General features: G+C 67.8%; 19 protein-coding genes. 10 read left to right on the top strand and 9 right to left on the bottom strand.

Annotated elements, in window-relative coordinates; genetic code table 11:
* Window position 1: 1 nt before the first annotated feature.
* Window positions 2–1,303 (bottom strand): protein kinase domain-containing protein, encoded by a 1,302-nt coding sequence (locus METRZ18153_RS0116600; protein ID WP_020165796.1) that lies wholly within the window; start codon window positions 1,301–1,303, stop codon window positions 2–4.
* Between the two features lie 81 nt (window positions 1,304–1,384).
* Window positions 1,385–2,821: an argininosuccinate lyase gene (argH, locus tag METRZ18153_RS0116595; RefSeq protein WP_020165795.1), complete on the bottom strand. Its 1,437-nt coding sequence runs from the start codon at window positions 2,819–2,821 to the stop codon at window positions 1,385–1,387.
* A gap of 102 nt (window positions 2,822–2,923) precedes the next feature.
* Here argH and METRZ18153_RS0116590 point away from each other — a divergent pair, with 102 nt between their 5' ends.
* Complete coding sequence (locus METRZ18153_RS0116590) at window positions 2,924–3,922, top strand: sensor histidine kinase (RefSeq protein WP_020165794.1); 999 nt, start codon at window positions 2,924–2,926, stop codon at window positions 3,920–3,922.
* Window positions 3,923–3,924: 2 nt separating this feature from the next.
* A complete protein-coding gene (locus METRZ18153_RS0116585) occupies window positions 3,925–4,683 on the top strand; it encodes a LytR/AlgR family response regulator transcription factor (protein WP_020165793.1) in 759 nt (252 codons plus the stop codon).
* A gap of 137 nt (window positions 4,684–4,820) precedes the next feature.
* On the opposite strand, the gene ppc is transcribed toward METRZ18153_RS0116585, so the two are convergent.
* Window positions 4,821–7,604 carry a phosphoenolpyruvate carboxylase gene (ppc, locus tag METRZ18153_RS0116580; RefSeq protein ID WP_020165792.1) on the bottom strand — a complete coding sequence of 928 codons (2,784 nt, stop codon included), beginning with the start codon at window positions 7,602–7,604 and terminating at the stop codon, window positions 4,821–4,823.
* Between the two features lie 196 nt (window positions 7,605–7,800).
* On the opposite strand from ppc, the gene hemC reads away from it, so the two are divergent.
* From hemC to METRZ18153_RS0116545, 8 genes are all read left to right on the top strand, one after another.
* Entirely contained in the window at window positions 7,801–8,811 is a 1,011-nt protein-coding gene (gene hemC, locus METRZ18153_RS0116575) for a hydroxymethylbilane synthase (RefSeq protein WP_020165791.1), read from the top strand.
* On the top strand, window positions 8,808–9,605 hold the full coding sequence (locus tag METRZ18153_RS0116570; protein WP_020165790.1) for a uroporphyrinogen-III synthase: 798 nt from the start codon (window positions 8,808–8,810) through the stop codon (window positions 9,603–9,605). Before hemC ends, METRZ18153_RS0116570 begins: the two co-directional genes overlap by 4 nt.
* 4 nt (window positions 9,606–9,609) lie before the next feature.
* Window positions 9,610–10,707, top strand: a complete 1,098-nt coding sequence (locus METRZ18153_RS0116565; RefSeq protein WP_020165789.1) for a uroporphyrinogen-III C-methyltransferase — start codon at window positions 9,610–9,612, stop codon at window positions 10,705–10,707.
* A complete protein-coding gene (locus tag METRZ18153_RS0116560; protein WP_020165788.1) occupies window positions 10,707–11,870 on the top strand; it encodes a heme biosynthesis HemY N-terminal domain-containing protein in 1,164 nt (387 codons plus the stop codon). The genes METRZ18153_RS0116565 and METRZ18153_RS0116560 overlap by 1 nt, the downstream gene beginning before the upstream one ends.
* A gap of 56 nt (window positions 11,871–11,926) precedes the next feature.
* A complete protein-coding gene (locus METRZ18153_RS0116555; RefSeq protein ID WP_020165787.1) occupies window positions 11,927–13,012 on the top strand; it encodes a YjgN family protein in 1,086 nt (361 codons plus the stop codon).
* A gap of 1 nt (window position 13,013) precedes the next feature.
* Entirely contained in the window at window positions 13,014–13,676 is a 663-nt protein-coding gene (locus tag METRZ18153_RS21180) for a DUF7092 domain-containing protein (RefSeq protein WP_232416073.1), read from the top strand.
* Window positions 13,676–14,035, top strand: a complete 360-nt coding sequence (locus METRZ18153_RS21175) for a M48 family metallopeptidase (protein ID WP_232416072.1) — start codon at window positions 13,676–13,678, stop codon at window positions 14,033–14,035. Before METRZ18153_RS21180 ends, METRZ18153_RS21175 begins: the two co-directional genes overlap by 1 nt.
* An 80-nt stretch (window positions 14,036–14,115) precedes the next feature.
* Window positions 14,116–14,751, top strand: a complete 636-nt coding sequence (locus METRZ18153_RS0116545) for an OmpW/AlkL family protein (protein WP_020165786.1) — start codon at window positions 14,116–14,118, stop codon at window positions 14,749–14,751.
* Window positions 14,752–14,937: 186 nt separating this feature from the next.
* Here METRZ18153_RS0116545 and hemF read toward each other — a convergent pair whose 3' ends face one another.
* From hemF to METRZ18153_RS0116515, 6 genes are all read right to left on the bottom strand, one after another.
* Window positions 14,938–15,861, bottom strand: coding sequence for an oxygen-dependent coproporphyrinogen oxidase (hemF, locus tag METRZ18153_RS0116540; RefSeq protein WP_029143836.1), 924 nt, complete (start codon window positions 15,859–15,861; stop codon window positions 14,938–14,940).
* Window positions 15,858–17,120 (bottom strand): phosphoribosylamine--glycine ligase, encoded by a 1,263-nt coding sequence (gene purD / locus METRZ18153_RS0116535; RefSeq protein WP_020165784.1) that lies wholly within the window; start codon window positions 17,118–17,120, stop codon window positions 15,858–15,860. The genes hemF and purD overlap by 4 nt, the downstream gene beginning before the upstream one ends.
* 34 nt (window positions 17,121–17,154) lie before the next feature.
* Window positions 17,155–18,744 carry a bifunctional phosphoribosylaminoimidazolecarboxamide formyltransferase/IMP cyclohydrolase gene (gene purH, locus METRZ18153_RS0116530; RefSeq protein ID WP_020165783.1) on the bottom strand — a complete coding sequence of 530 codons (1,590 nt, stop codon included), beginning with the start codon at window positions 18,742–18,744 and terminating at the stop codon, window positions 17,155–17,157.
* Between the two features lie 53 nt (window positions 18,745–18,797).
* Complete coding sequence (locus tag METRZ18153_RS0116525; RefSeq protein WP_019916864.1) at window positions 18,798–19,034, bottom strand: Fis family transcriptional regulator; 237 nt, start codon at window positions 19,032–19,034, stop codon at window positions 18,798–18,800.
* Window positions 19,035–19,084: 50 nt separating this feature from the next.
* Entirely contained in the window at window positions 19,085–20,119 is a 1,035-nt protein-coding gene (dusB, locus tag METRZ18153_RS0116520) for a tRNA dihydrouridine synthase DusB (protein WP_020165782.1), read from the bottom strand.
* A gap of 110 nt (window positions 20,120–20,229) precedes the next feature.
* Window positions 20,230–21,423: a hypothetical protein gene (locus METRZ18153_RS0116515; RefSeq protein ID WP_020165781.1), complete on the bottom strand. Its 1,194-nt coding sequence runs from the start codon at window positions 21,421–21,423 to the stop codon at window positions 20,230–20,232.
* Window positions 21,424–21,425 lie beyond the last annotated feature (2 nt).

Genomic DNA, 21,425 nt, shown 5'->3' with positions numbered 1-21,425 from the left:
CTCAGACACCGGTCAGGCGCTGGTTGGCCAGCGACAGCCGCTCGACCAGGATGCGCAGGAAGGCGCGATCGAAGCGGTGGCGGCAGGCTTCCGACGCGTGTTCGAGCGCCGCGTTGGCGAGGTGGATCACCACCGCCTCGGAAAGGGTGGATACGTCGGCGCCGCGGGTGCCGCGCTCGGGCGTCAGCCAGGCCATCTCGCCGACGCATTCGCCGGCCGACAGCACGTTGAGCAGCTTGCGTCCCTTTGTCACCTTCACTTCGCCCTCGGCGATGATGAAGAAACCGTCGCCCGGGTCGCCTTCGCGCAGCAGCATCTGGCCGCCGGCCACGCGGTGCCATTCGCCCAGACGCACCACCTCCCACAGCTCGACGTCGGAAAAATCGCGGAAGAAGGCGAGCCGGCGCAGCGAATTGAATTTTTCGCTGTCGGCGATGCGGTTGCCGTGGTCGCGCTGCGCCTCGGTGCGGAAGGCCTCGGCGAGGTCGAAGGAGAAGGCGTCCCAGCTCGGGTAGCGGTCGTCCAGCGATTTCTGCAGCGCACGCATCACGATGTCGTCCAGCACCGGCGGCAATTCGGGCCGCAGCGCTGACGGCGGCACCGGATCGGCGTGCGTGATCTGGTACATCATGCTGAAATTGTTGCTGCCCTGGAACGGCAGCTGGCCGGTCAGCAGCTGGTACATCACCACGCCCAGCGAAAAGATGTCGGTCTGGTGATTGAGCGGGTGTTCCTTGATCTGCTGCGGGCTCATGTAGGCCGGCGAACCGACGCCAGACACCTGGGTTTCGGTGGCCGATACCGACATCGCGGCGCCGAAGTCCGACACCTTCACATTGGTGCCGCCGACGGCGGCGCCGTCCTCGACCCGCATGATGTTGGCTGGCTTCAGGTCGCGGTGGATGACGCCCAGCCGCCACGCGAAGTCGAGCGCGCGCGAGCACTTGAAGATGATTTCGAGCACGTCGCCGACCGGCAGCAGCCGGTCGGGCGAGATGTAGGGTTCCAGCGTACCGCCCGGCACGTATTCCATCACGATGTAGGCCGGGTCGGCGTCGGCCACCGCGTCGTAGATCTGCACGATGTGCGGGTGCGTGAGCTTGCCCGCCAGCGAGGCCTCGGCGACGAAGAACTTGCGCTGATAGCGCTCGGACTTGCTGCCGCTGGCGCCGGTATCGTCGCCGCGGGCGACGATCTTGATCGCCACGTCGCGCCGGCCGAAAGGGTCGTGCGCGAGGAACACCTTGGACGTGGCGCCTTCGCCGAGCAGGCGCTGGATGCGGTACTTGCCGAGCAGGTCCATGTCAGCGTGGGGCCGGTGACAGGCGTCGCGCGGTCGCTCCGGTGCGTGTGATGCCTGTCGGTTTCAAGCGGTTTCTCCCGTTCAGCCGGTCGCCAGCCGCGCGCGGGCGCGGCCGATGGCGGCGCGCACCTGCTCCGGTGCGGTGCCGCCGATGTGGTTGCGGGCGGACAGCGAACCTTCGACCGTCAGCACCGCGAACACCGATTCATCGACCAGCGGCGAGAAGGACTTGAGCTCGTCCAGCGTGAGGTCCGACACGTCACAGCCCTTCTGTTCGGCCAGACGCACCGCGCGGGCCACCGCCTCGTGCGCGTCGCGGAAGGGCAGGCCGCGCTTGACCAGCCAGTCGGCGAGGTCGGTGGCGGTGGCGTAGCCCTGCCGCAGCGCGCTCTTCATCGCTTCGGCCTTGACCCGCACGTTGAACACTTTCGTGCCGTCGGCGGCGGTCGTGCTGCCCATCATGTCAGCGTAGATGCGCAGCGTGTCGATCACCGTGTCGGCGGTGTCGAACAGCGGTTCCTTGTCTTCCTGGTTGTCCTTGTTGTAGGCCAGCGGCTGGCCCTTCATCAGCGTGAGCAGCGCCACCAGGCTGCCGTTCACGCGGCCGGTCTTGCCACGCACCAGTTCCGGCACGTCCGGGTTCTTCTTCTGCGGCATGATGGACGAGCCGGTGCAGAAGCGGTCGGCCAGATCGATGAAGCCGACGCGCGGGCTCATCCACAGGATGAGCTCTTCCGACAGCCGCGACAGGTGGGTCATCAGCAGGCTGCTGGCGGCGCAGAATTCGATCGCGAAGTCGCGGTCGGACACCGCGTCCAGCGAGTTGAAGCAGACTTCGTCGAAACCCAGTTCGGCGGCGACGAATTCGCGGTCGATCGGGAAGGTGGTGCCGGCCAGCGCGGCCGAACCGAGCGGCAGCCGGTTGGTGCGCTTGCGACAGTCGGCGAAGCGCTCGGCGTCACGCCGCAGCATTTCGAAATAGGCCATCAGGTGGTGGCCGAAAGTGACCGGCTGCGCGACCTGCAGATGGGTGAAGCCGGGCAGCGGTGTGGCGGCGTGGTGTTCGGCCAGGTCGAGCACGGCGCGCTGGAAGTCGGCGATCAGCGCGAGAATGGTGTCGATCGCGTCGCGCAGCCACAGGCGGATGTCGGTCGCCACCTGGTCGTTGCGGCTGCGGCCGGTGTGCAGGCGCTTGCCGGCGTCGCCGACCAGCGCCGTCAGGCGCTTCTCTATATTGAGGTGCACGTCCTCGTCGTCGAGGTTCCAGTCGAACTGGCCGGCTTCGATTTCCTGCGTGATCTGTGCCATGCCCGAGCGGATGGCATCGAGATCGGCTTGCGCGATGATGCCCTGCTTTGCCAGCATGGCAGCATGGGCCAGCGAGCCGCGGATGTCCTGCCGCCACATGCGTTGGTCGAAGAACACCGAAGCGGTATAACGCTTCACCAGATCGGACACGGGCTCGGAAAAACGGCCTGACCACGCCTTGGTCGGCTCGGACTGCGAAGATGCGCTCATGATGGAAAGAAGTTCGGCACGCTGCGGGAAACCGTCAATTATAGGCCAGCGGGGCGCAAAGCCCGACGCGCCGGCCGGCGTGCGTCCGGCATGGGAGCTGACATGAGGCCGGCGCGCGCACCTGACTGGCGCAATCTCGGCGTGATGCTGCGCACCGTGCTGCTGGTCAATGCGCTGGCGGCGCTGGCGTTGCTGGCGCGCAACCGCAGCTGGGACACGCTGCCGCTCGATGCGGCGGAAATGGCGGCGCGGGTCGAGCCGGCGCTGATTCTGTCGCTGCTGCTGCTCTACCTTACTGCGCCGCTGTTCGCGCGGCTCCGTGCGCGCAGTGGTTGGGCGCTGACCGGTGTGGTCGCACTCGGCAGCGTGCTGGCGACTACCGCGCTCGGCGGCTGGGATGTCGACTCGCTGCCGTCCTGGCCGGTGCGCGAGGCGGCGTGGGCGCTGCTGGCGGCCGCCGCCGTGATGACCTACTTCACCGTACAGGAGCGCGCGCTCGGTCCGGCCATCGCCCAGGCGCGGCTGATGGCGCTGTCGGCGCGGATCCGGCCGCACTTCCTGTTCAACAGCCTGAACGCCGTGCTCGGCATCATGCGCGAGGACCCGCGCCGGGCCGAGCGCGCGCTGGAGGAGCTGTCAGACCTGTTCCGCGTGCTGATGCGCGAGAACCGCGATCTGGTCACGCTGGGCGACGAACTGGCGCTGTGCCGCCAGTACATCGCGCTGGAGACGCTGCGCCTGGGCGACCGCCTGGGCGTCCGCTGGCAGACCGACGGCTGCCCGGCTGACGCACGGGTACCGCCGCTGATGCTGCAGCCGCTGCTCGAGAACGCGGTGTATCACGGCGTCGAGCCGCTGGCCGGCAACGGCGAGGTCAGGGTGAGCGTGCAGCGCGCCGGTGGCGACGTCGTGGTCGAAATCGACAATCCGGCGCCGCCGCGCGACGGCGCCAGCGGTCACGGCAGCGGCAACCGGATGGCGCTGGACAACATCCGCGAGCGGCTGATGCTGTTCTTCGACCTCGAAGCGCAACTGGAAGCAGGCGAACAGGACGGCCTGTACCGCGTGCGCATCCGCTTTCCGTACCGGGTGGGGGCCTGAGCATGCTGCGTGTGTTCATCGCCGACGACGAAGCCCCGGCCCGCCTGCGACTGCGCGCGCTGCTGTCCGACATCGAGGCCGAACTGCCGAACCGGGTAGTCGGCGAGGCGGCGAACGGACAGGAGGCGCTGGAACGTCTGTCCGCGCTGGCTGCCGACGATCAGGCCGACGTTGCGCTGGTCGACATCCGCATGCCTGGCATGGACGGTGTCGAACTGGCGACGCGCCTGGCGGCACTGCCGCGGCCGCCGGTACTCGTGTTCTGCACCGCCTACGACCAGTACGCCGTGCGCGCCTTCGAACTGCAGGCGGTCGATTACCTGATGAAGCCGGTGCGCGCAAACCGGCTGCTCGACGCGCTGCGCCGGGTACCCGAGCGGCGGGCACAGCCGGTTGAGGCCGGGCGCACCCAGCTGTCGTGCAGCGAACGCGGCCGCATCCTGCTGCTGCCGGTGGCCGACATCCTCTATCTGCGCGCCGAACTGAAATACGTGACGGCGCGCACCGCTGCACGCGAATACCTGCTTGAGGAAGCGCTGGCCGCCCTGGAGCAGGAATTCGCCCGGCGCTTCGTGCGCATACACCGCAACTGCCTGGTGGCGCGCGACGCCGTGGTCGGCTTCGAACACGTGCGTGATGGCGCCGAAGGACACTGGGCGGTCGTGCTGAGGGGCCTGGACGAACGCCTGCCGGTGAGCCGGCGGCAATGGGCGCAGGTCAGGGCGGAGTTCGCCGACATCCGGGGGACGGAGCGGGGCTGAGGTCGGCCCTGCAAGGCCGACCGGTTCGACGGGCGGCGAGCAGTGCTCGGCGAAACCCTCACCTCATCGTCCACGGACGGCGTTGCACAGCCGTCCGGTTCCGCAGGCGCGAAGCGGTGCTTCGCGAAACCCCTGCTTCACCCACTGTTCCGCAACGCGGCCGCCACGCCGTTGATGGTCAGGTGGATCGACCGGCGGGTACGTTCGTGGCGGTTGCCGGCGCGGAAGCGGCGCAGCAGTTCGACCTGCAGGTGGTTCAGCGGCTCGATGTAGGGGAAGCGGTTGCGGATCGAGCGCGCGAGCAGCGGGTTGGTCGACAGCAGTTCCGGTGCGCCGGTGATCTGGCGCACCGCGTCCAGCGTGGCCTGCCATTCGGTGCGGATGCGCGTGAAGATGGCGGTGCGCAGCGCCTCGTCCTCGACCAGTTCGGCGTAGCGGCTGGCGATCGCGATGTCGGTCTTCGACAGCACCATGTCCATATTGGAAATGAGCGTGGCGAAGAAGGGCCACTCGTGCACCATGGCCTGCAGCCGCGCCATGCCGTCGGCGTGCTGGGCGCGATATTCGTTCACCGCCGAACCGAAACCGAACCAGCCAGGCAGCATGAGCCTGCACTGCGACCACGAGAACACCCACGGGATGGCGCGCAGGTCCTCGATCTTCTGCCCCTTCTTGCGCGAGGCCGGGCGCGAGCCGATGTTCAGCTCGGCGATTTCGGTGATGACGGTCGATTCCCAGAAATACTTCTCGAAGCCCGGGGTTTCATAGACCAGGTTGCGGTAGGCCTTGAAGGCGTAGCCGGACAGCTCTTCCATCGCGTCGGTGAATTCCGGCGGTGCGGCGGCTTCGCGCTTGCCCAGCAGCGTCGCCTCGAAGGTGGCCGCGGCCAGCACTTCGAGGTTGCGTCGACCGACGTCCGGATTGGAATACTTGGAGGCGATCACCTCGCCCTGTTCGGTGATGCGTATCTGTCCCTGCACCGCACCGCCTGGCTGCGCCAGGATGGCCTGGAAGCTCGGGCCACCGCCGCGGCCGACCGAACCGCCGCGGCCGTGGAACAGGCGCAGCCGCACGCCGTGGCGCTTGAACACCTGCACCAGCTTGGTTTCTGCCTTGTACAGCTCCCAGCCGGAGGTGAGGAAGCCGCCGTCCTTGTTCGAGTCGGAATAGCCCAGCATCACTTCCTGCGTAGTCGAGCGGGCATCGAGCAGCACGCGCCAGATCGGTATCGTGAACAGCCGGTCCATGATGCGCGGCGCGTTGCGCAGGTCGCCGATGGTTTCGAACAGCGGGATGATGTTCATCGCCGCCTGCCGCTCATGAACATTGAGCAGGCCGACTTCCTTCAGGATGAGCGCGACTTCCAGCATGTCGGACACGCCGTCGGTCTTCGAAATGATGTAGTTCGGCAGCGCCGCTTCGCCGTACAGCTTGTGCATTTCGGCCGCCGTACGCGCGATCGCCAGCTCTCCCTCGGTTTCTGCCGAGAACTGCATGAAGGGCGCGGTCAGCGGGCGCGGCGTGCCCAGTTCGTTGATCAGCACCTCGATGCGCTGTTCCTCGCGCAGTTCGAGGTAGTTGTTGCAGACGTGGGCGTTGCCCAGCAGTTCGGCGATCACCCGCTCGTGCACGTCCGAGTTCTGGCGCAGATCGAGTGCCGCCAGATGGAAGCCGAACACGCGCGCTGCGTGGCGCAGGCGGCGCAGGCGGCCACGCGCGATCAGTGCCGACTTGTGGCTGACCAGCGAATCGTGGATCACGTCGAGGTCGCGTACGAACTCCGCGGCGTCGGTATAGGGGTCGGCGTCACCGACCGCCTTCCACAGCGCCTCGTGCTGGTCCAGCGTGCGCGCGGTGACCGCCAGCCGGGCGTAGATGCCGGCCAGCGCGCGACGGTACAGCTCGTCCTCGCGGTGCGGCGATTTGTCCGGCGCGGTGGCGGCCAGCACGCGCAGCTCGTCGCTGACGTTGTTCAGCAGCGTGGTCGGCGACAGGTCGGTGTCCAGGATGTGCACCTGGGTCAGGTAGTAATCGAGCGCCTTCGACGACTGCACGCGCAGCGTGGCGCGCAGGACGTCGGCGGTGACGAAGGGGTTGCCGTCGCGGTCGCCGCCTATCCACGATCCCATGCGCAGGAAGCTGCCGATCTCGCGCTTGTGCTCGGGGAAGGCCGCCTCGAGCTGGTCCTCGACCGCGTTGTAGACGCGCGGCAGTTCGCGCAGGAAGGTGTAGTCGTAGAACGACAGGCCGTTGATCACCTCATCGGCCACCGACAGCCGGGTGCGCCGCAGCATGCGCGTCTGCCACAGCGAGGTGATGGTCCGGCGCACCGCCTCGTCGCGCTCGTCCAGTTCCTCCGGCGTCAGCCGCATGCGGTCGCGTTCGTCGATCAGGCGGGCGATCTTCATTTCCTGGCTGAGGATGCTCTTGCGCTGCACTTCGGTCGGGTGCGCGGTCAGCACCGGCACCACCAGTCCGTCGCGGAAGAAGGCGAGGATTTCCTCGGCCGGGATCTGGGCGTCGAGCGCCTTGGCGAGCGCGTTGGCCAGCGTGCCCGGGCGCGGCGGGTCGCCGGCTATGGCATGGGCGCGGGCGCGGCGGATATGGTGCTGGTCTTCGGCGATGTTGGCCAGGTGCAGGAAATAGCTGAATGCGCGTACGACGATGATGGTGTCGTCGTCCGACAGGCCATTCAGCAGCTTGGCCAGTTCGGCACGTGCGTCGAGATCGTCGTCGCGGCGGAAGCGCACGCACAGCTGGCGCACGTTCTCGATCAGTTCGAACATGCGGCTGCCTTCCTGCTCGCGTACCACGTCGCCGAGCATGCGGCCGAGCAGGCGGATGTCGTCGAACAGCGGCTGGTCCTTGTCGTGCGTGGCGCGATCGTGCACCGCAACCGGCGTCTGGGCCTGTTGATTCACTGGCAATCCTTCCTCGAAGAGGGTCCTGAATGAGTGTCTGATTCATGCGCGCCGCCGGCCTGCTCTGGCTGAGGCGATGCGATGTTCCATCCGGGGCTGCTAGAATTCGGGCCGATTCGCGCGCTGCCTGTAGGCACTCGCACACGCTGGCGCGCGGTGTGTTCACCTAACTGATCACCACACGCCTATTTTCCATATGGATCATCCGGCCGGCCCGGCGGACCTCATTGCGGCGGATCGCGCGCAGTCGGTACCGCAGCAGGAAACCCAAGCTTACCCGAAGCCCGGGCGCATCGTGATCGCATCGCGCGAGTCGCGGCTCGCCATGTGGCAGGCGGAACACGTGCGTGACAGACTGTCATCGCTGTACCCCGGTACGACCGTGGACATCCTCGGCATGACCACGCGCGGCGACCAGATTCTCGACCGCCCGCTGGCCAAGGTCGGCGGCAAGGGTCTGTTCGTCAAGGAGCTGGAAACCGCCCTGCTCGAAGGCCGCGCCGACCTCGCCGTGCATTCGATGAAGGACGTGCCGATGACGCTGGCCGACGAGTTCGCGCTGGTCGCCACGCTGGAGCGCGAAGTGCCGCAGGACGCCTTCGTGTCGTCGCGCTACGCCAGTCTCGACGAACTGCCGCCGGGCGCCGTCGTCGGCACCTCCAGCCTGCGGCGCGAGTCGCAGTTGCGCGCGAACTTCCCCTATCTGGCGGTCAGCAGCCTGCGCGGCAATCTGGACACCCGTCTGCGCAAGCTCGACGAGGGCCAGTACGACGCGATCATCCTCGCCGCGGCCGGCCTCAAGCGACTCGGGCTGGGCGATCGCATCCGCTCGCTGCTGCCGGTCGAACTGTCGCTGCCGGCAGCCGGTCAGGGCGCGCTCGGCATCGAGGCGCTGTCGTCGCGGCCGGAAGTGGCGGCCTGGCTGGCGCCGCTGGTGTGCGGCACCAGCGAAGCCTGCGTCCGCGCCGAACGTTCGGTGTCGCGCGCGCTGGCCGGTTCCTGCGAAGTGCCGCTGGCGGCCTACTGCGTGCCCGACGGCGGTGCGCTGTGGCTGCGCGCGCGCGTCGCGATGCCCGATGGTTCGCGCATCGCGATGGCCGAGGCGCGCGGCAACATCGCGCAGCCGGATGAGCTGGCGGCGATCTGTGTCGAGGCCCTGCTGGCGGACGGCGCGCAGTCCATCCTCGACGATCTGGCCGGACGATGAATCCGCGCGGCGCGCTGAGCGGACGCGGCGTGCTGGTCAGCCGCCCGCGCGCGCAGGCGGTTGCGCTCAGCGACGCGATCCGCGCCGCCGGCGGTACCCCCTTCGAGTTTCCGCTGATCGATATCGAGCCGCTTGCTGATACGAGAGCGGTGGCAGCGGCCGCGGCGATGCTGGATGATGCGGCACTTGCGGTGTTCGTCAGCGCCAACGCCGTCTGTCACGCACTCGACCTGATTCTGCCGCGGCGTGCCTGGCCGGCAGAACTGCCGGCCGCCACGGTGGGCGAGCAGTCGGCGCAGGCGCTGCGCGCGCGCGGGATCGCCCGCGTGCTCGTGCCGCAGCAGGGCCGCTTCGATTCCGAGGCGCTGCTGGCGCTGCCCGAACTGTCGGCGACCGCGCTGGCCGGGCGCCGGGTGCTCATCTTCCGCGGCGACGGTGGCCGCGAACTGCTCGGCGACACGCTGCGCGCGCGCGGTGCGACGGTCGAACACGTCACCTGCTACCGGCGAGTGCCGCCGCGCGATGGCGCGCCGCTGTGCGAAGCGGTACGACGCGACGCCCTGCACGCGCTGACCATCACCTCGTCGGAGTCGCTGCGTAACCTGCTGGCGCTGCCCGGCCTGGACTGCGCGGAGGCGCTGCGCGCGCTGCCGCTGTTCGCGCCGCACGCGCGCATTGCCGAGCAGGCACGCGAACAGGGCTTTGCCCGCGTGATCGAAACCGATCCCGCCGATGCCGGCCTGATGGCCGGTCTGACCGATTACTTTTCGTCGCCGTCGCGCGACCTTCACTGACGACATGAGCGAGCAGACACCACCGAATACCCCTGTCACCCCCGTCGGCGCAGCCGCCTCCCAGCCGGCGTCGTCGAAACGCGAGGGCGTCGTTCCGCTGTGGGCGCTGGGCCTGTCGCTGCTGTTGCTGGTGGCGCTCGGCGTGGCGAGCTTCCTGATGCTGCAGCGCATGCGTGCACTGGAGTCCGAACTGCACAGACGGGTCGAGGTGGTCGGCGAACAGGCGGCTCAGGCGACCCGCGCGACCGAACAGGAGGCCGCTGGCATCGCTGGCTACGGCACGCGACTGAGCAGCCAGGAAGTGCAGCTGGCCGAACTGCGGGCACGCATCGAAGCCTATGAGTACCTGGCCGACGACCTGGTGCGCAGTTACGACGAGCGCGTGCTGGCCGAAGTCGAGCATGCGCTAGTGCTGGGCCAGCAGCAGCTGCAGCTGGCCGGTGACGCCAAGCTCGCCCTCAGTGCGCTGTCTGGCGCCGAAGCCCGGCTGGCGCGCGTCGATACCGGCCGCTACCTGCCGCTGCGCCGTGCCATGGCGAACGACATGGAGCGGCTGCGCCGGGCGCCGATGGCCGACCTGTCCGGCCAGGCGCTGCGCATCGACACCCTGCTGTCCGTCGTCGATGGGCTGCCGCTCGCCTTCGAACGCTCGCCGGCCCGGGGTGCGTCGACGGCAGCGGCCGGCGACGACAAGGGGGCGGAGCCGACGCAGGCGCAGCGGCTGGCACGGGCGGTGTGGGAGGAAGTCCGTCAGCTGGTGCGCATCGAACGCCTGGACCGTCCCGATCCCGCGCTGCTGTCGCCGGAACACAGCTTCTTCCTGCGCGAGAACCTGAAACTTCGACTGATCAACGCGCGCGTTGCGCTGCTGCAGCGCAACGGTGCCGTCTGGCGTGAGGACATCCGGCTGGCGCGCGAGTGGATCGAGCGCTATTACGACACCCGCGCCCGCCAGACCGAGAACGCGCTGGTCACGCTGCGCCAGCTGGCGGCGGTCGATCCGGGCGAGGCATTGCCGGGGTTGAATGAATCGATGAGTTCGCTGGCCCAGCTGAAGGCGCAGCGTCAGCGCCCGACCGTCACGCGCGAGGAGAAGCGCTGATGGTGCGCCTGCTGCTGTGGCTGCTCGGCCTGTGTGCGCTGGCTGTCGGTCTGGTCATCGCCGCCCGTCACAACGACGGCTTCGTGCTGATCCAGTGGTCGCCCTGGCGCGTCGAACTGTCGCTGAACCTGTTCATCGTCACGCTGCTGCTCGGGGTCGCGCTGCTGTACAGCCTGTTCCATTTCATCGACGGCCTGATGCGGATGCCGGCGCGCGCCGCGCGCTATCGCGCCCGCCAGCGCCGTCATCGTGCGGTGACTGCGCTGCGCGACGCGGCCCGGCTCTATTTCGAAGGCCGCTACGGTCACGCCCAGCGCAGCGCGCGGGTGGCGGTCGAGGGCGGCGAGTCGCCCGGCCTGGCAGCGCTCATCGGTGCCCGCGCGGCGCACGCGATGCGCGAACAGGTACAAGCCGACGAGTGGCTGCGCCAGGCCGAGCGCTTCGACGATCTGCGCACTGCGCGCCTGATGACCGAAGCCGACATCCTGACCGACCGCCGCGAATACGGTGACGCGCTGGAGCGCATCGACGTGCTGCAGTCGGGCGGTCAGCGCCACGTCGCCGCACTGCGGCTGGCGATGCGCGCCCGCCGCGGCCTCGGCGACTGGGGCGGCCTGCTGCGTGTGGTGCGTCTGCTGCAGAAGCACCGTGCGCTGACGCCGGAACAGGCGGCACCGGTCCGGCGCCAGGCGCACATGGGGGCGCTGCACGACATCGATCCGTCGGAACTGGACGCCTACTGGAAGAGCCTGCCGTCGGTCGAGCGTGAGGACGCGCAGGTGGTGCGCGCGATGTGCGAGGCGCTGGTCGCAGCCGGCCAGTTCGCTCAGGCGCGCAAGCTGATCGAGGCGCAGATCGAGCGCGGCTGGGAATCGTCGCTGATGACGCTGTACGCGCACTCCGACGGCGCCGACGCGCTGGCGCGCATCGCCCGGGCCGAGGCCTGGCTGCGCGACCATCCGGACGATGCCGAACTGCTGCTCGCGCTCGGCCGCCTGTGCCGCACGCAGCAGCTTTGGGGCAAGGCGCAGAGCTATCTCGAAGCGGCACTGGCGGTGCAGCCGTCGCGCATCGTCCATGTCGAACTGGCGCTGCTGGCCGAGCACCTGGAGCGACCCGACGATGCACGGGCACATTTCCGCGCGGCGGCACTGATGAAGTGAACCGCGTCGCTGTGCGTATGTCATGATCCGCGCGTGATCATCGGCGCGGGCGAGACATGAACAATCCCTTCGAAAGTGAAGTCGCGGCGCAGCCGCCTGCCGACCCCTTCGGGCCTTCCGGCGCGCCGCACGCGGAGGCGCTCATCTTCTCCGGCCGCGGTGCCGAATACTTCGGCATCTGGATCGTCAACCTGCTGCTCAGCATCGTCACGCTGGGCATCTACTCCGCCTGGGCCAAGGTCCGGCGGCTGCAGTACTTCCATCGTCATACCACGCTGGGCGGTGCGGCCTTCGACTACCACGGGGATCCGCGCGCCATCCTGAAGGGACGGGTGATCGGCGTCATCCTGCTGGTTGCCTATAACCTGTCATTCGAGTTCTCGCCCGTCCTCGGCATTGCGGTCGCCATCGTGCTGGCCGCCGTGATGCCGATGCTGCTGATGCGCTCGCTGAAGTTCCGCGCCCGCAACACCAGCTGGCGTGGCCTGCGCTTCGCCTTCGATGGCGACGAGAGGGGGGCTTACTCGGTCTTCCTGATGTGGCCGCTGCTGTCCGTTCTCACGCTCTACCTGCTGGCGCCGATGTGGCACCAGCGCATGAAGCGCTATCAGCTCGACAACACACGCTTCGGCGCCACGCGTTTTCGTCTGGATGTGCCGGTGTCCGCCTTCTACAGGATGTACGGCGTCCTGTTCCTGCTCCTTCTGGCGGGGCTGCTCGTGATGGGGGCAATGATGGTGGGTCTCTTCGCGCTGAGTGGCGGTGGGCCGGAAAGTCTGTCCATGCTGCCGATACTTCTGTTTCTCGGCTGGCTGGGCGTGCTCATGCTGGTTCAGCCCTATCTGCTTGCACGCCTGCAGAACCTGGTGTGGAACAACACGCGACTCGGCCCGCATCGCTTCGAGTCGCGTGCCCGTGCCCGCACGCTGTATGCGATCACGCTGACCAACCTGATTGCCATCGTCTGCACCTTCGGCCTGTTCATGCCTTTCGCCGCGATCAGGCTCGCGCGCTACCGGATCGAGAGCGTCACGATGATCAGCGCCGGTCCGCTCGACGACTTCGTCGCCGGTCAGTCGCAGGACGTGGCAGCGACCGGCGAGGAGGCAGCCGATCTGTTCGACGTCGACATCGCGCTCTGACATGCCGTCAGTGGCGGCCCTCTATTTCGACGGTGTCAGCGCGCGGGCGCACGCGGCGACCATCGAGCTCGACGGTGACGCACTGCACGTGCAGGCCGAAGGTGTCGCGCGCCGCGAGCCGCTGGCTACGCTGCGTCTGTCAGAGCCGATGGGGGCGGCGCCGCGGCTGATCACCTTCGCCGACGGTGCGCACGTCGAGGTGCGCGATCATGCCGCGCTGGCGCAGATCCTCGACGCCAGCGGTCACCGCGACCGTGCGACGGTACGCTGGGCCTTCGATGCGCGCGTCGTGCTCGGTGCCGTCGCAGCGCTGATCCTGATCGTCTGGCTGGGCGCACGCTACGGCTTGCCGTGGGCGGCTGGCATGGCGGCGCCGCACGTGCCGCAGGCGGTGGTGGCGGCCATGTCGCAGCAGGCGCTCGAACTGCTGGACGACCGCCTGCTCGCACCGAGCAAGCTCGACGAGGCGCGCCAGCAGCAGTTGCGCTCGGCGCTCGCCGCGCGCAGCACGCTGCCGCACACGCTGCTGTTCCGCTCGGGCGGATCGGTCGGTGCCAACGCATTTGCGCTGCCCGACGGCTCGCTCATCGTCACCGACCAACTGGTCGCGCTGGCCAACTGGTCGCGCTGGCCAACGATGACGAACAGGTGCTGGCGGTACTGATGCACGAACTCGGACACGTCGAACTCAGGCATGGCATGCGCATGGTGCTGCAGGGGTCGGCCGTCGCGCTGTTCATGACCTGGTACGCCGGTGACGTGAGCAGCCTGCTCGCGATGGCGCCGACCGTGCTGCTGCAGTCGGGCTATTCGCGCGGCATGGAACAGGAAGCCGACGCCTACGCGGCGCGCGCGCTGCGCGGTCAGGGGCGCTCGCCGGCGCTGCTGGCCGACATGCTCGAACGCCTCGCCCGCGCGCACGGCGCGCGCGAGGATGGCACGGCTGCGGGCTGGCTTTCAAGCCATCCGGATAGCGCACAACGTATCGAAAAGCTCCGCAGTGGAGACTTCGCCGCCGATTGACCTTGGTCAACGTGGGGTTTTCGCCTCTTGAGGATACTGCCGTCACCGAATGCGGTTTAAATCCTCTGGAGCACGTAAAAATGAAGGCGATCAAGTGGGTGGGTGTGGCAGCACTGGCTGCCGTGGCAGGCGTGGCGAACGCGGCTGATGAAGGCAACTGGATGGTGCGCGCACGTGCGCTGTACATGAACCCGGACAATGACAATTCGGGCGGTCTGGGCCTGCCGATCGATGTCGAAGCCGAGAACAAGGTGTTCCCGGAAATCGACATCACCTACTTCTTCACCAAGAACATCGCCGCCGAACTGATCCTGACCTATCCGCAGAAGCATGACGTGGAACTGGGCGGTGTGGGCATCGGTTCAGTCAAGCACCTGCCGCCGACGCTGACGCTGCAGTACCACTTCAATCCCGAAGGCACGATCCGTCCGTACGCCGGTCTTGGCCTGAACTACACGCGCTTCTCCAGCGTCGATCTGGATGCCGGCACCGTTCTCGGCGGCAGCGTGCCGCTGCGCATCGACCGCAGCAGCTTCGGCTGGGCGGCACAGGTCGGTGCCGACGTGCAGATCGCGCCGAAGTGGTTCCTGAACTTCGACGTCAAGTACGTTGCTATCGACACTGACATCTTCATCAAGGGCGCCGGCGGCGCCAAGGTAACCAAGCTGGGCATCGACCCGATGCTGTATTCGGTCGGTATCGGTTATCGCTTCTGAGTTTGAGCGGGTTCGCCGGTCGAGGGCCACAAGCCTGAAGGCCGGCGGGCAAGCCAAAAGGTTCTTCCTGCAGTCCCGGTTCGGGCACCCTTGAGGTGCCCGTTTTTTTGATTCTCAGGCTGAGCTCGCGCAGGACTGACGAGCGGCCGGCTCCGCAGGCGCGAAGCAATGCTTCGCGAACGCCTGCTATATCCAGTCCCGCGGCGGGAGGAAGTCGGTATAGAGCTTCGCCTCCGGCGAGCCGTCGGCGGGGTGCCAGTCGTAGCGCCACTTCACGACCGGCGGCATCGACATCAGGATGGACTCGGTGCGTCCGCCCGACTGCAGGCCGAACAGCGTGCCGCGGTCGAACACCAGGTTGAATTCGACGTAGCGACCGCGCCGGTAGGCCTGGAAGTCGCGTTCGCGCTCACCGTAGGGCGTGTCGCGACGACGCTCGACGATGGGCAGGTAGGCGTCGAGGAAGGCGTTGCCGACGGCCTGCGTCAGCCCATAGGCGTGGTCGAAACTCACTTCGCCGTCGGCGCCGAGGTCGTCGAAGAACACGCCGCCGATGCCGCGCGCTTCCTTGCGGTGCTTCAGGTAGAAGTAGTCGTCGCACCACTTCTTGTAACGCGCCCAGGTGTCGGTGCCGAAGGGGGCCAGCGCGTCGCGGCAGGTGCGGTGGAAGTGGGCTGCATCCTCTTCGACGCCGTAATAGGGCGTCAGATCCATGCCGCCGCCGAACCACCACACCGCGTCGCCGCTCTTCGGCTGCGCGGTGAAGAAGCGCACGTTCAGGTGCACGGTCGGCACGTAGGGGTTGCGCGGGTGCAGCACCAGCGACACACCCATCGCCTCGAATGAGGCGCCAGCGAGATCCGGGCGGTTGGCCGAGGCCGACGGCGGCAGTGTGTCGCCGCGCACGTGCGAGAAGTTGCAGCCGCCCCGCTCGAACAGCTTGCCTTCCTCGATCAGCCGCGTGCGGCCGTCGCCCTGCAGCCGTTCTTCCGGGCCGCGCACCCAGCCGTCGGTCAGGAAGGGTGAGCCGTCCGCCGTTTCGAGGCCGGCGATGATGCGGTCCTGCAGATCGAGCAGCCAGGCGCGGACCATCTCCGCCCGCGTGCTCATCGACGCACCGCCCGGTGGCCGATGTCGCGGCGGAACTGCGCGCCGTCGAACTGGATCTGGTCGCACAACGCGTAGGCCGCGCGCTGCGCCTGCTTTACCGTGTCGCCGAGCGCGGTGACGCAGAGCACGCGGCCGCCATTGGTCACCACCTTGCCGTCACGCTCGGTGGTGCCGGCGTGGAATACGTGGCCTTCCGCGGTCGCGGCCGGCAGGCCGTTGATCACGTCGCCCTTGCGCGGCGCGTCCGGGTAGCCGGCGGCTGCCATGACGATGCCGAGTGCGACGCGGCGGTCCCAGTCGGTACTGGCTTCGGAGAGCTTGTAGTCGAGCGCGGCTTCCATCAGGTCGACCAGATCGGTCTTCAGCCGCATCATGATGGGCTGGGTTTCCGGGTCGCCCATGCGACAGTTGAACTCCAGCACCTTGATGTCGCCGTCCGGCGAAATCATCAGGCCGGCGTACAGGAAGCCGGTGAAGGGCAGGCCGTCGAGCGCCATGCCGGTCAGCACCGGCTGGATCACCTCGCGCATCACGCGGGCGTGGATTTCCGGTGTCACCACCGGCGCCGGCGAATAGGCGCCCATGCCACCGGTGTTGGGGCCGGCGTCGCCATCCAGCAGGCGCTTGTGGTCCTGGCTGGTGGCCAGCGGCAGTGCGCTCATGCCGTCGCACATGACGATGAAGCTGGCTTCCTCGCCCTGCAGGAACTCCTCGATAACCACACGCGACTTGCCGCCGTCGTCGCCCGGCAGCATGGTGCCGATGGCGGCGTGCGCTTCGGTCAGCGTCATCGCCACGACCACGCCCTTGCCGGCCGCCAGGCCGTCGGCCTTGATCACGATGGGCGCGCCCTTCTCGTCGACGTAGGCACGCGCAGCGGCGGCGTCGGTGAAGGTCTGGTAGTGGGCGGTCGGGATGTTGTTCTTCACCATGAACTGCTTGGCGAAGTCCTTCGAGCTCTCGAGCTGGGCCGCCTTGCGGGTGGGGCCGAAGATCTTCAGGCCACGCACGCGGAAGCAATCGACCACGCCGGCGGCCAGCGGCGCTTCCGGACCGACCACGGTGAAGGCGATGTTCTCGTTCTCGACGAAGCTGATCAGCTCGGCGAAATCGGTGATCGGCAGGTTTTCGATATTCGGTTCCAGCGCGGTGCCGGCATTGCCCGGCGCCACGTAGACCTTCTGCACGCGCGGGCTCTGTGCGAGCTTCCAGGCGATGGCGTGTTCGCGGCCGCCCGAACCGATGACCAGCAGTTTCATTTCACGTCCTTCTTCAATCGTGCGCGGGTACAGCTCAGTGACGGAAGTGGCGGGTGCCGGTAAACACCATGGCCAGTCCGTGCTCGTCGGCGGCGGCGATCACTTCTTCGTCGCGCATGCTGCCGCCCGGCTGGATGATGGCCTTGGCACCGGCTTCGGCCAGCACGTCCACGCCGTCGCGGAACGGGAAGAAGGCGTCCGACGCCACCACCGAACCGGCAATGGTCAGACCGGCGTTCTCTGCCTTGATTCGCGCAATCCGCGTCGAATCAACGCGGCTCATCTGGCCGGCGCCGACACCGACCGTCGCGCCGTCGCGGCAATAGACGATGGCGTTCGACTTCACGTACATGGCGACGCGCCAGGCGAAGGTGAGGTCGGTCATTTCCTGGGCGGTCGGCGCGCGCTTGGTCACCACCTTCAGACGGCCGTCCAGCGATTCCGGTTCGTCCGCGGTCTGGATCAGCAGGCCGGAGCCGACCCGCTTCACGTCATGCAGGTTGCGGCCGCGTGCCCAAGCGGTCGCGCCCTTGGCATCGACGCCGTCGAGCGGGATTTCGAGCACGCGCACATTGGCCTTGGCGGCCAGCAGTTTCAGCGCGTCGGCGGTGAAGGCGGGTGCCATCAGCACCTCGACGAACTGGCCGCTTACTGCTTCGGCGGTTGCTGCATCCACCGGCATGTTGAAGGCGATGATGCCGCCGAAGGCCGAGGTCGGATCGGTGGCGAAGGCCTTGCGGTAGGCTTCCAGCGGGGTCGCACCGAGCGCCACGCCACAGGGGTTGGCGTGCTTGACGATGACGCAGGCGCCGCTGTCGAAGCTCTTCACGCATTCCCAGGCGGCGTCGCCGTCGGCGATGTTGTTGTACGACAGTTCCTTGCCCTGCAGCTGTTTCGCGCTGACCAGCGAACCCGGCGCCGGGTACAGGTCGCGGTAGAAGGCGGCGCGCTGGTGCGGGTTCTCGCCGTAGCGCAGATCCTGGATCTTGACGAAGCGGCCGTTGGACTGCGCCGGGAATTCGCTGCGCGTGCCGTCGGCGTTCAGCGCCGACAGGTAGTCGCTGATCGCCGCGTCGTAGTTCGAAATGCGGTTGAAGGCGGCGACCGACAGCGCGAAGCGGGTAGCGTCGGACAGCGCGCAGTTCGCGCGCAGTTCGTCCAGCACGCCCGCGTACTGCGAGGCGTCGGTCAGCACGCCGACACCGCGCCAGTTCTTGGCTGCCGAACGCACCATGGCCGGGCCGCCGATGTCGATGTTCTCGATCGCGTCTTCCAGCGTGCAGCCAGCCTTGGCCACCGTCGCCTCGAACGGGTACAGATTCACCACCAGCAGATCGATGGTCGGAATGTCGTGTTCCGCCAGCGCCTGCATGTGGGCCTCGACTTCGCGCCGGGCGAGCAGGCCGCCGTGGATGCGCGGGTGCAGCGTCTTGACGCGGCCATCCAGCATTTCCGGGAAGCCGGTGTGGTCGGCCACCTCGGTCACCTTCAGGCCGGCATTGGCCAGAAGCGATGCGGTACCGCCGGTGGACAGCAGTTCGATGCCAAGCCCGGTCAGGGCGGTGGCGAATTCAACGATGCCGGTTTTGTCGGATACGCTGATCAATGCACGCTGTACTTTCATGCGCCGTTCCAGTGGGAGGTTGAGGAATTCGGTGGGCGGTGCCGGGGCGCCGCTCAGATCATGCCGTGGTCGGTGAGCTTGCGCCGCAGCGTGTTGCGGTTCATGCCGAGCATGTCGGCAGCGCGCGTCTGGTTGCCTTCGGCTTCGCGCATCACCACCTCGAGCATGGGGCGCTCCATCTGGCGCAGTACCATGTCATAGATGTCGCTCGGCGCTTCGCCATCCAGATCGCGGAAATAACGTTCCAGCGAGTGCCTCACGCACTCGGCAATATCACTGCGTCCGCTCATGGCGGCGTCTCCCTGATGGTCCGTCCCGATGCTGCGCCGTGTTCGGGCGCTCAGGCGGCCAGTACCTGCGTCTCGTCTTCGGTGGATTCCGGCTCGTAGGCGAGCCTGTCGTTGTCGGCCGCCATGCGACCGAAGAATTCGTCGATGGCCGCCAGCTGCGCGGTCGTGCCTTCGAGCTGGTTCATCGCGTGGCGGAAGGCGGCGGAACCGACCAGGCCCTTGGTGTACCAGGATATGTGCTTGCGGGCGATGCGCACGCCGCTGTCGGTGCCGTAGAAGCCGTACAGGTCTTCGATGTGCTCGCGGCAGACGCGATGGATTTCCGATACTTCGGGCGGCGCCAGCAGTTCGCCGGTGGCGAGGAAGTGTTCGATCTCGCGGAAGATCCACGGCCGGCCCTGGGCGGCGCGGCCAACCATGACGCCGTCGGCGCCGCTGATCGCCAGAACCTCACGCGCTTTCTGCGGCGTCGTGATGTCGCCGTTGGCGATCACCGGAATGTTCACTGCCGCCTTCACCGCACGGATGGTGTCGTACTCGGCGTGGCCGGTGTATTGGTCGGCGCGCGTGCGGCCATGGATGGCCAGCGCGCGGATGCCGCACTGCTCAGCCACGCGCGCCAGCATCGGTGCGTTCTTGTTGTCGCGGTTCCAGCCGGTGCGCATCTTCAGCGTGACCGGGGTGTCCGGCACCGCCTTGACCACCGCCTCCAGGATGCGCTCGACCAGCGGCTCGTCCTGCATCAGCGCCGAACCGGCCATCACGTTGCAGATCTTCTTCGCCGGACAGCCCATATTGATATCGATGATCTGGGCGCCGCGGTCCACGTTGTGGCGGGCGGCTTCGGCCATCATCTTCGGGTCGGCGCCGGCGATCTGCACCGAGATCGGTGCCACCTCGCCGTCGTGGTTTGCGCGGCGCTGCGTCTTCGCGCTGCCGTAGAGCAGGGAATTGGACGTGACCATTTCCGACACGGCCAGTCCGGCACCCAGCTTCTTGCACAGCTGGCGGAAGGGTCTATCGGTCACGCCGGCCATGGGCGCGACGAAAAGGTTGTTCCGCAGGTTGAAGCCGACGAACTGCATGGTGGGTGGGGACGGTATACGGACGGGCAGGGGCGCGATTCTACCCCGATGCGGCGGTGCAGAGAAAATCTGCAGCGAAGCCCGCCGGTGGCAGGGCGTATCCGGGGAGCTCAGTCGAGCCCGGCTGTCGCGAAGGCGCGGTCAAGATCGGCGTCCAGATCGGCGCGTGCCGCCAGCAGCGCATCGACGTCGCGCGCCAGCGTATCGGTGGCGACCGCTTCCGGCGGCAGTTGGCGGCCGAAGTTCTCCGTACCGCCCGTGCCCAGCATCCGCTCCAGCATGCGGTGTCCGAGCGCCGCCTTGAAATGCCCGCCTTCCCAGTACCAGTGCGTGACGCTGTGCCGGTCGCCCGGCGGCGGCACCGCTTCCGCCGTTTCAGGCGTGACGGCGACGAAATCCCACAGCCTGACGTTCGCACCCTGCGCCGCGGCGGCATGGACCGTGTCAGCCAGCGCCTGCTTCCATGCGGCGACTTCGTCCATCAGGCCTGCCCGGTGCAGCGTGCCGAGGATGTGCGCGTGGTAGGGGTAGGTGAAGCACTCGACGCGGATGTCGTGCTGGTCGGCCAGTTCGAGCAGGCGGCGCAGTGCGATGAAATCGGCCGTCGCATCGAGCCGCGACGGCCAGCGGTGAGCACCGATGCGACGGGCGTTTTCGGCGGCGCGCTGACGGAACAGCGGCGCGTAGCCTTCGCGCGCCGCCATGCCTTCGTAGTCGCGCAGCGGGTTGAAGCCGTCGTCGCGCAGCGTCGCCGCGTGAGGGTCGTGTTGCGCGCGCAGCGTGAGCAGACTGTCGCCGAGCGCTGACAGAGTGATCACGCTCTGTAACCGCGTCACACGCTGCTGCGCCCACAGGTCGTCGCGCGGCCGCCAGTCGGTGCGGCGCAGCGGTTCGGCGTTCAGCAGATCGAACAGTTCCAGCCCGACCAGCAGCAGACGCGGGCGATGTCCGGCAGTCAGCAGCGCTTCGAGCTGGTGCACCTGGGCGGTCAGGCGGGCTCCCGGTTCCGCCAGATTGAAGGGCCGGCGCGCGAGCGCAACGACGATGCCGTGAGTCGGGTCCATACCGATGTCGGCGCGCGAGTTGCCGAGGATGAGAGCGTCCGGCCGGTGGCGCAGCGCGCGTGCCAGTTTGAGCTCGCCGATCGCCCGCTCGGGACGGATCTTGACCGCGTTCACACCGTCGATGCGCACCAGCCCGTGCAGTCCCCACGGGTCGATGAAGGCGTTGAACAGTGCGACCGCAGCCAGCGACAGCGCCAGCGTGAGGAGCCACAGACGGGCGAAGCGGCGGCGCAGCGTCATGG

Origin of the sequence: Methyloversatilis discipulorum (assembly GCF_000385375.1) — a bacterium.
In the GTDB taxonomy this organism is placed as follows: Bacteria; Pseudomonadota; Gammaproteobacteria; order Burkholderiales; family Rhodocyclaceae; genus Methyloversatilis; species Methyloversatilis discipulorum_A.
Note: the sequence above shows the minus strand (reverse complement) of the source record. Positions and strands in the feature narration are given on the sequence as shown.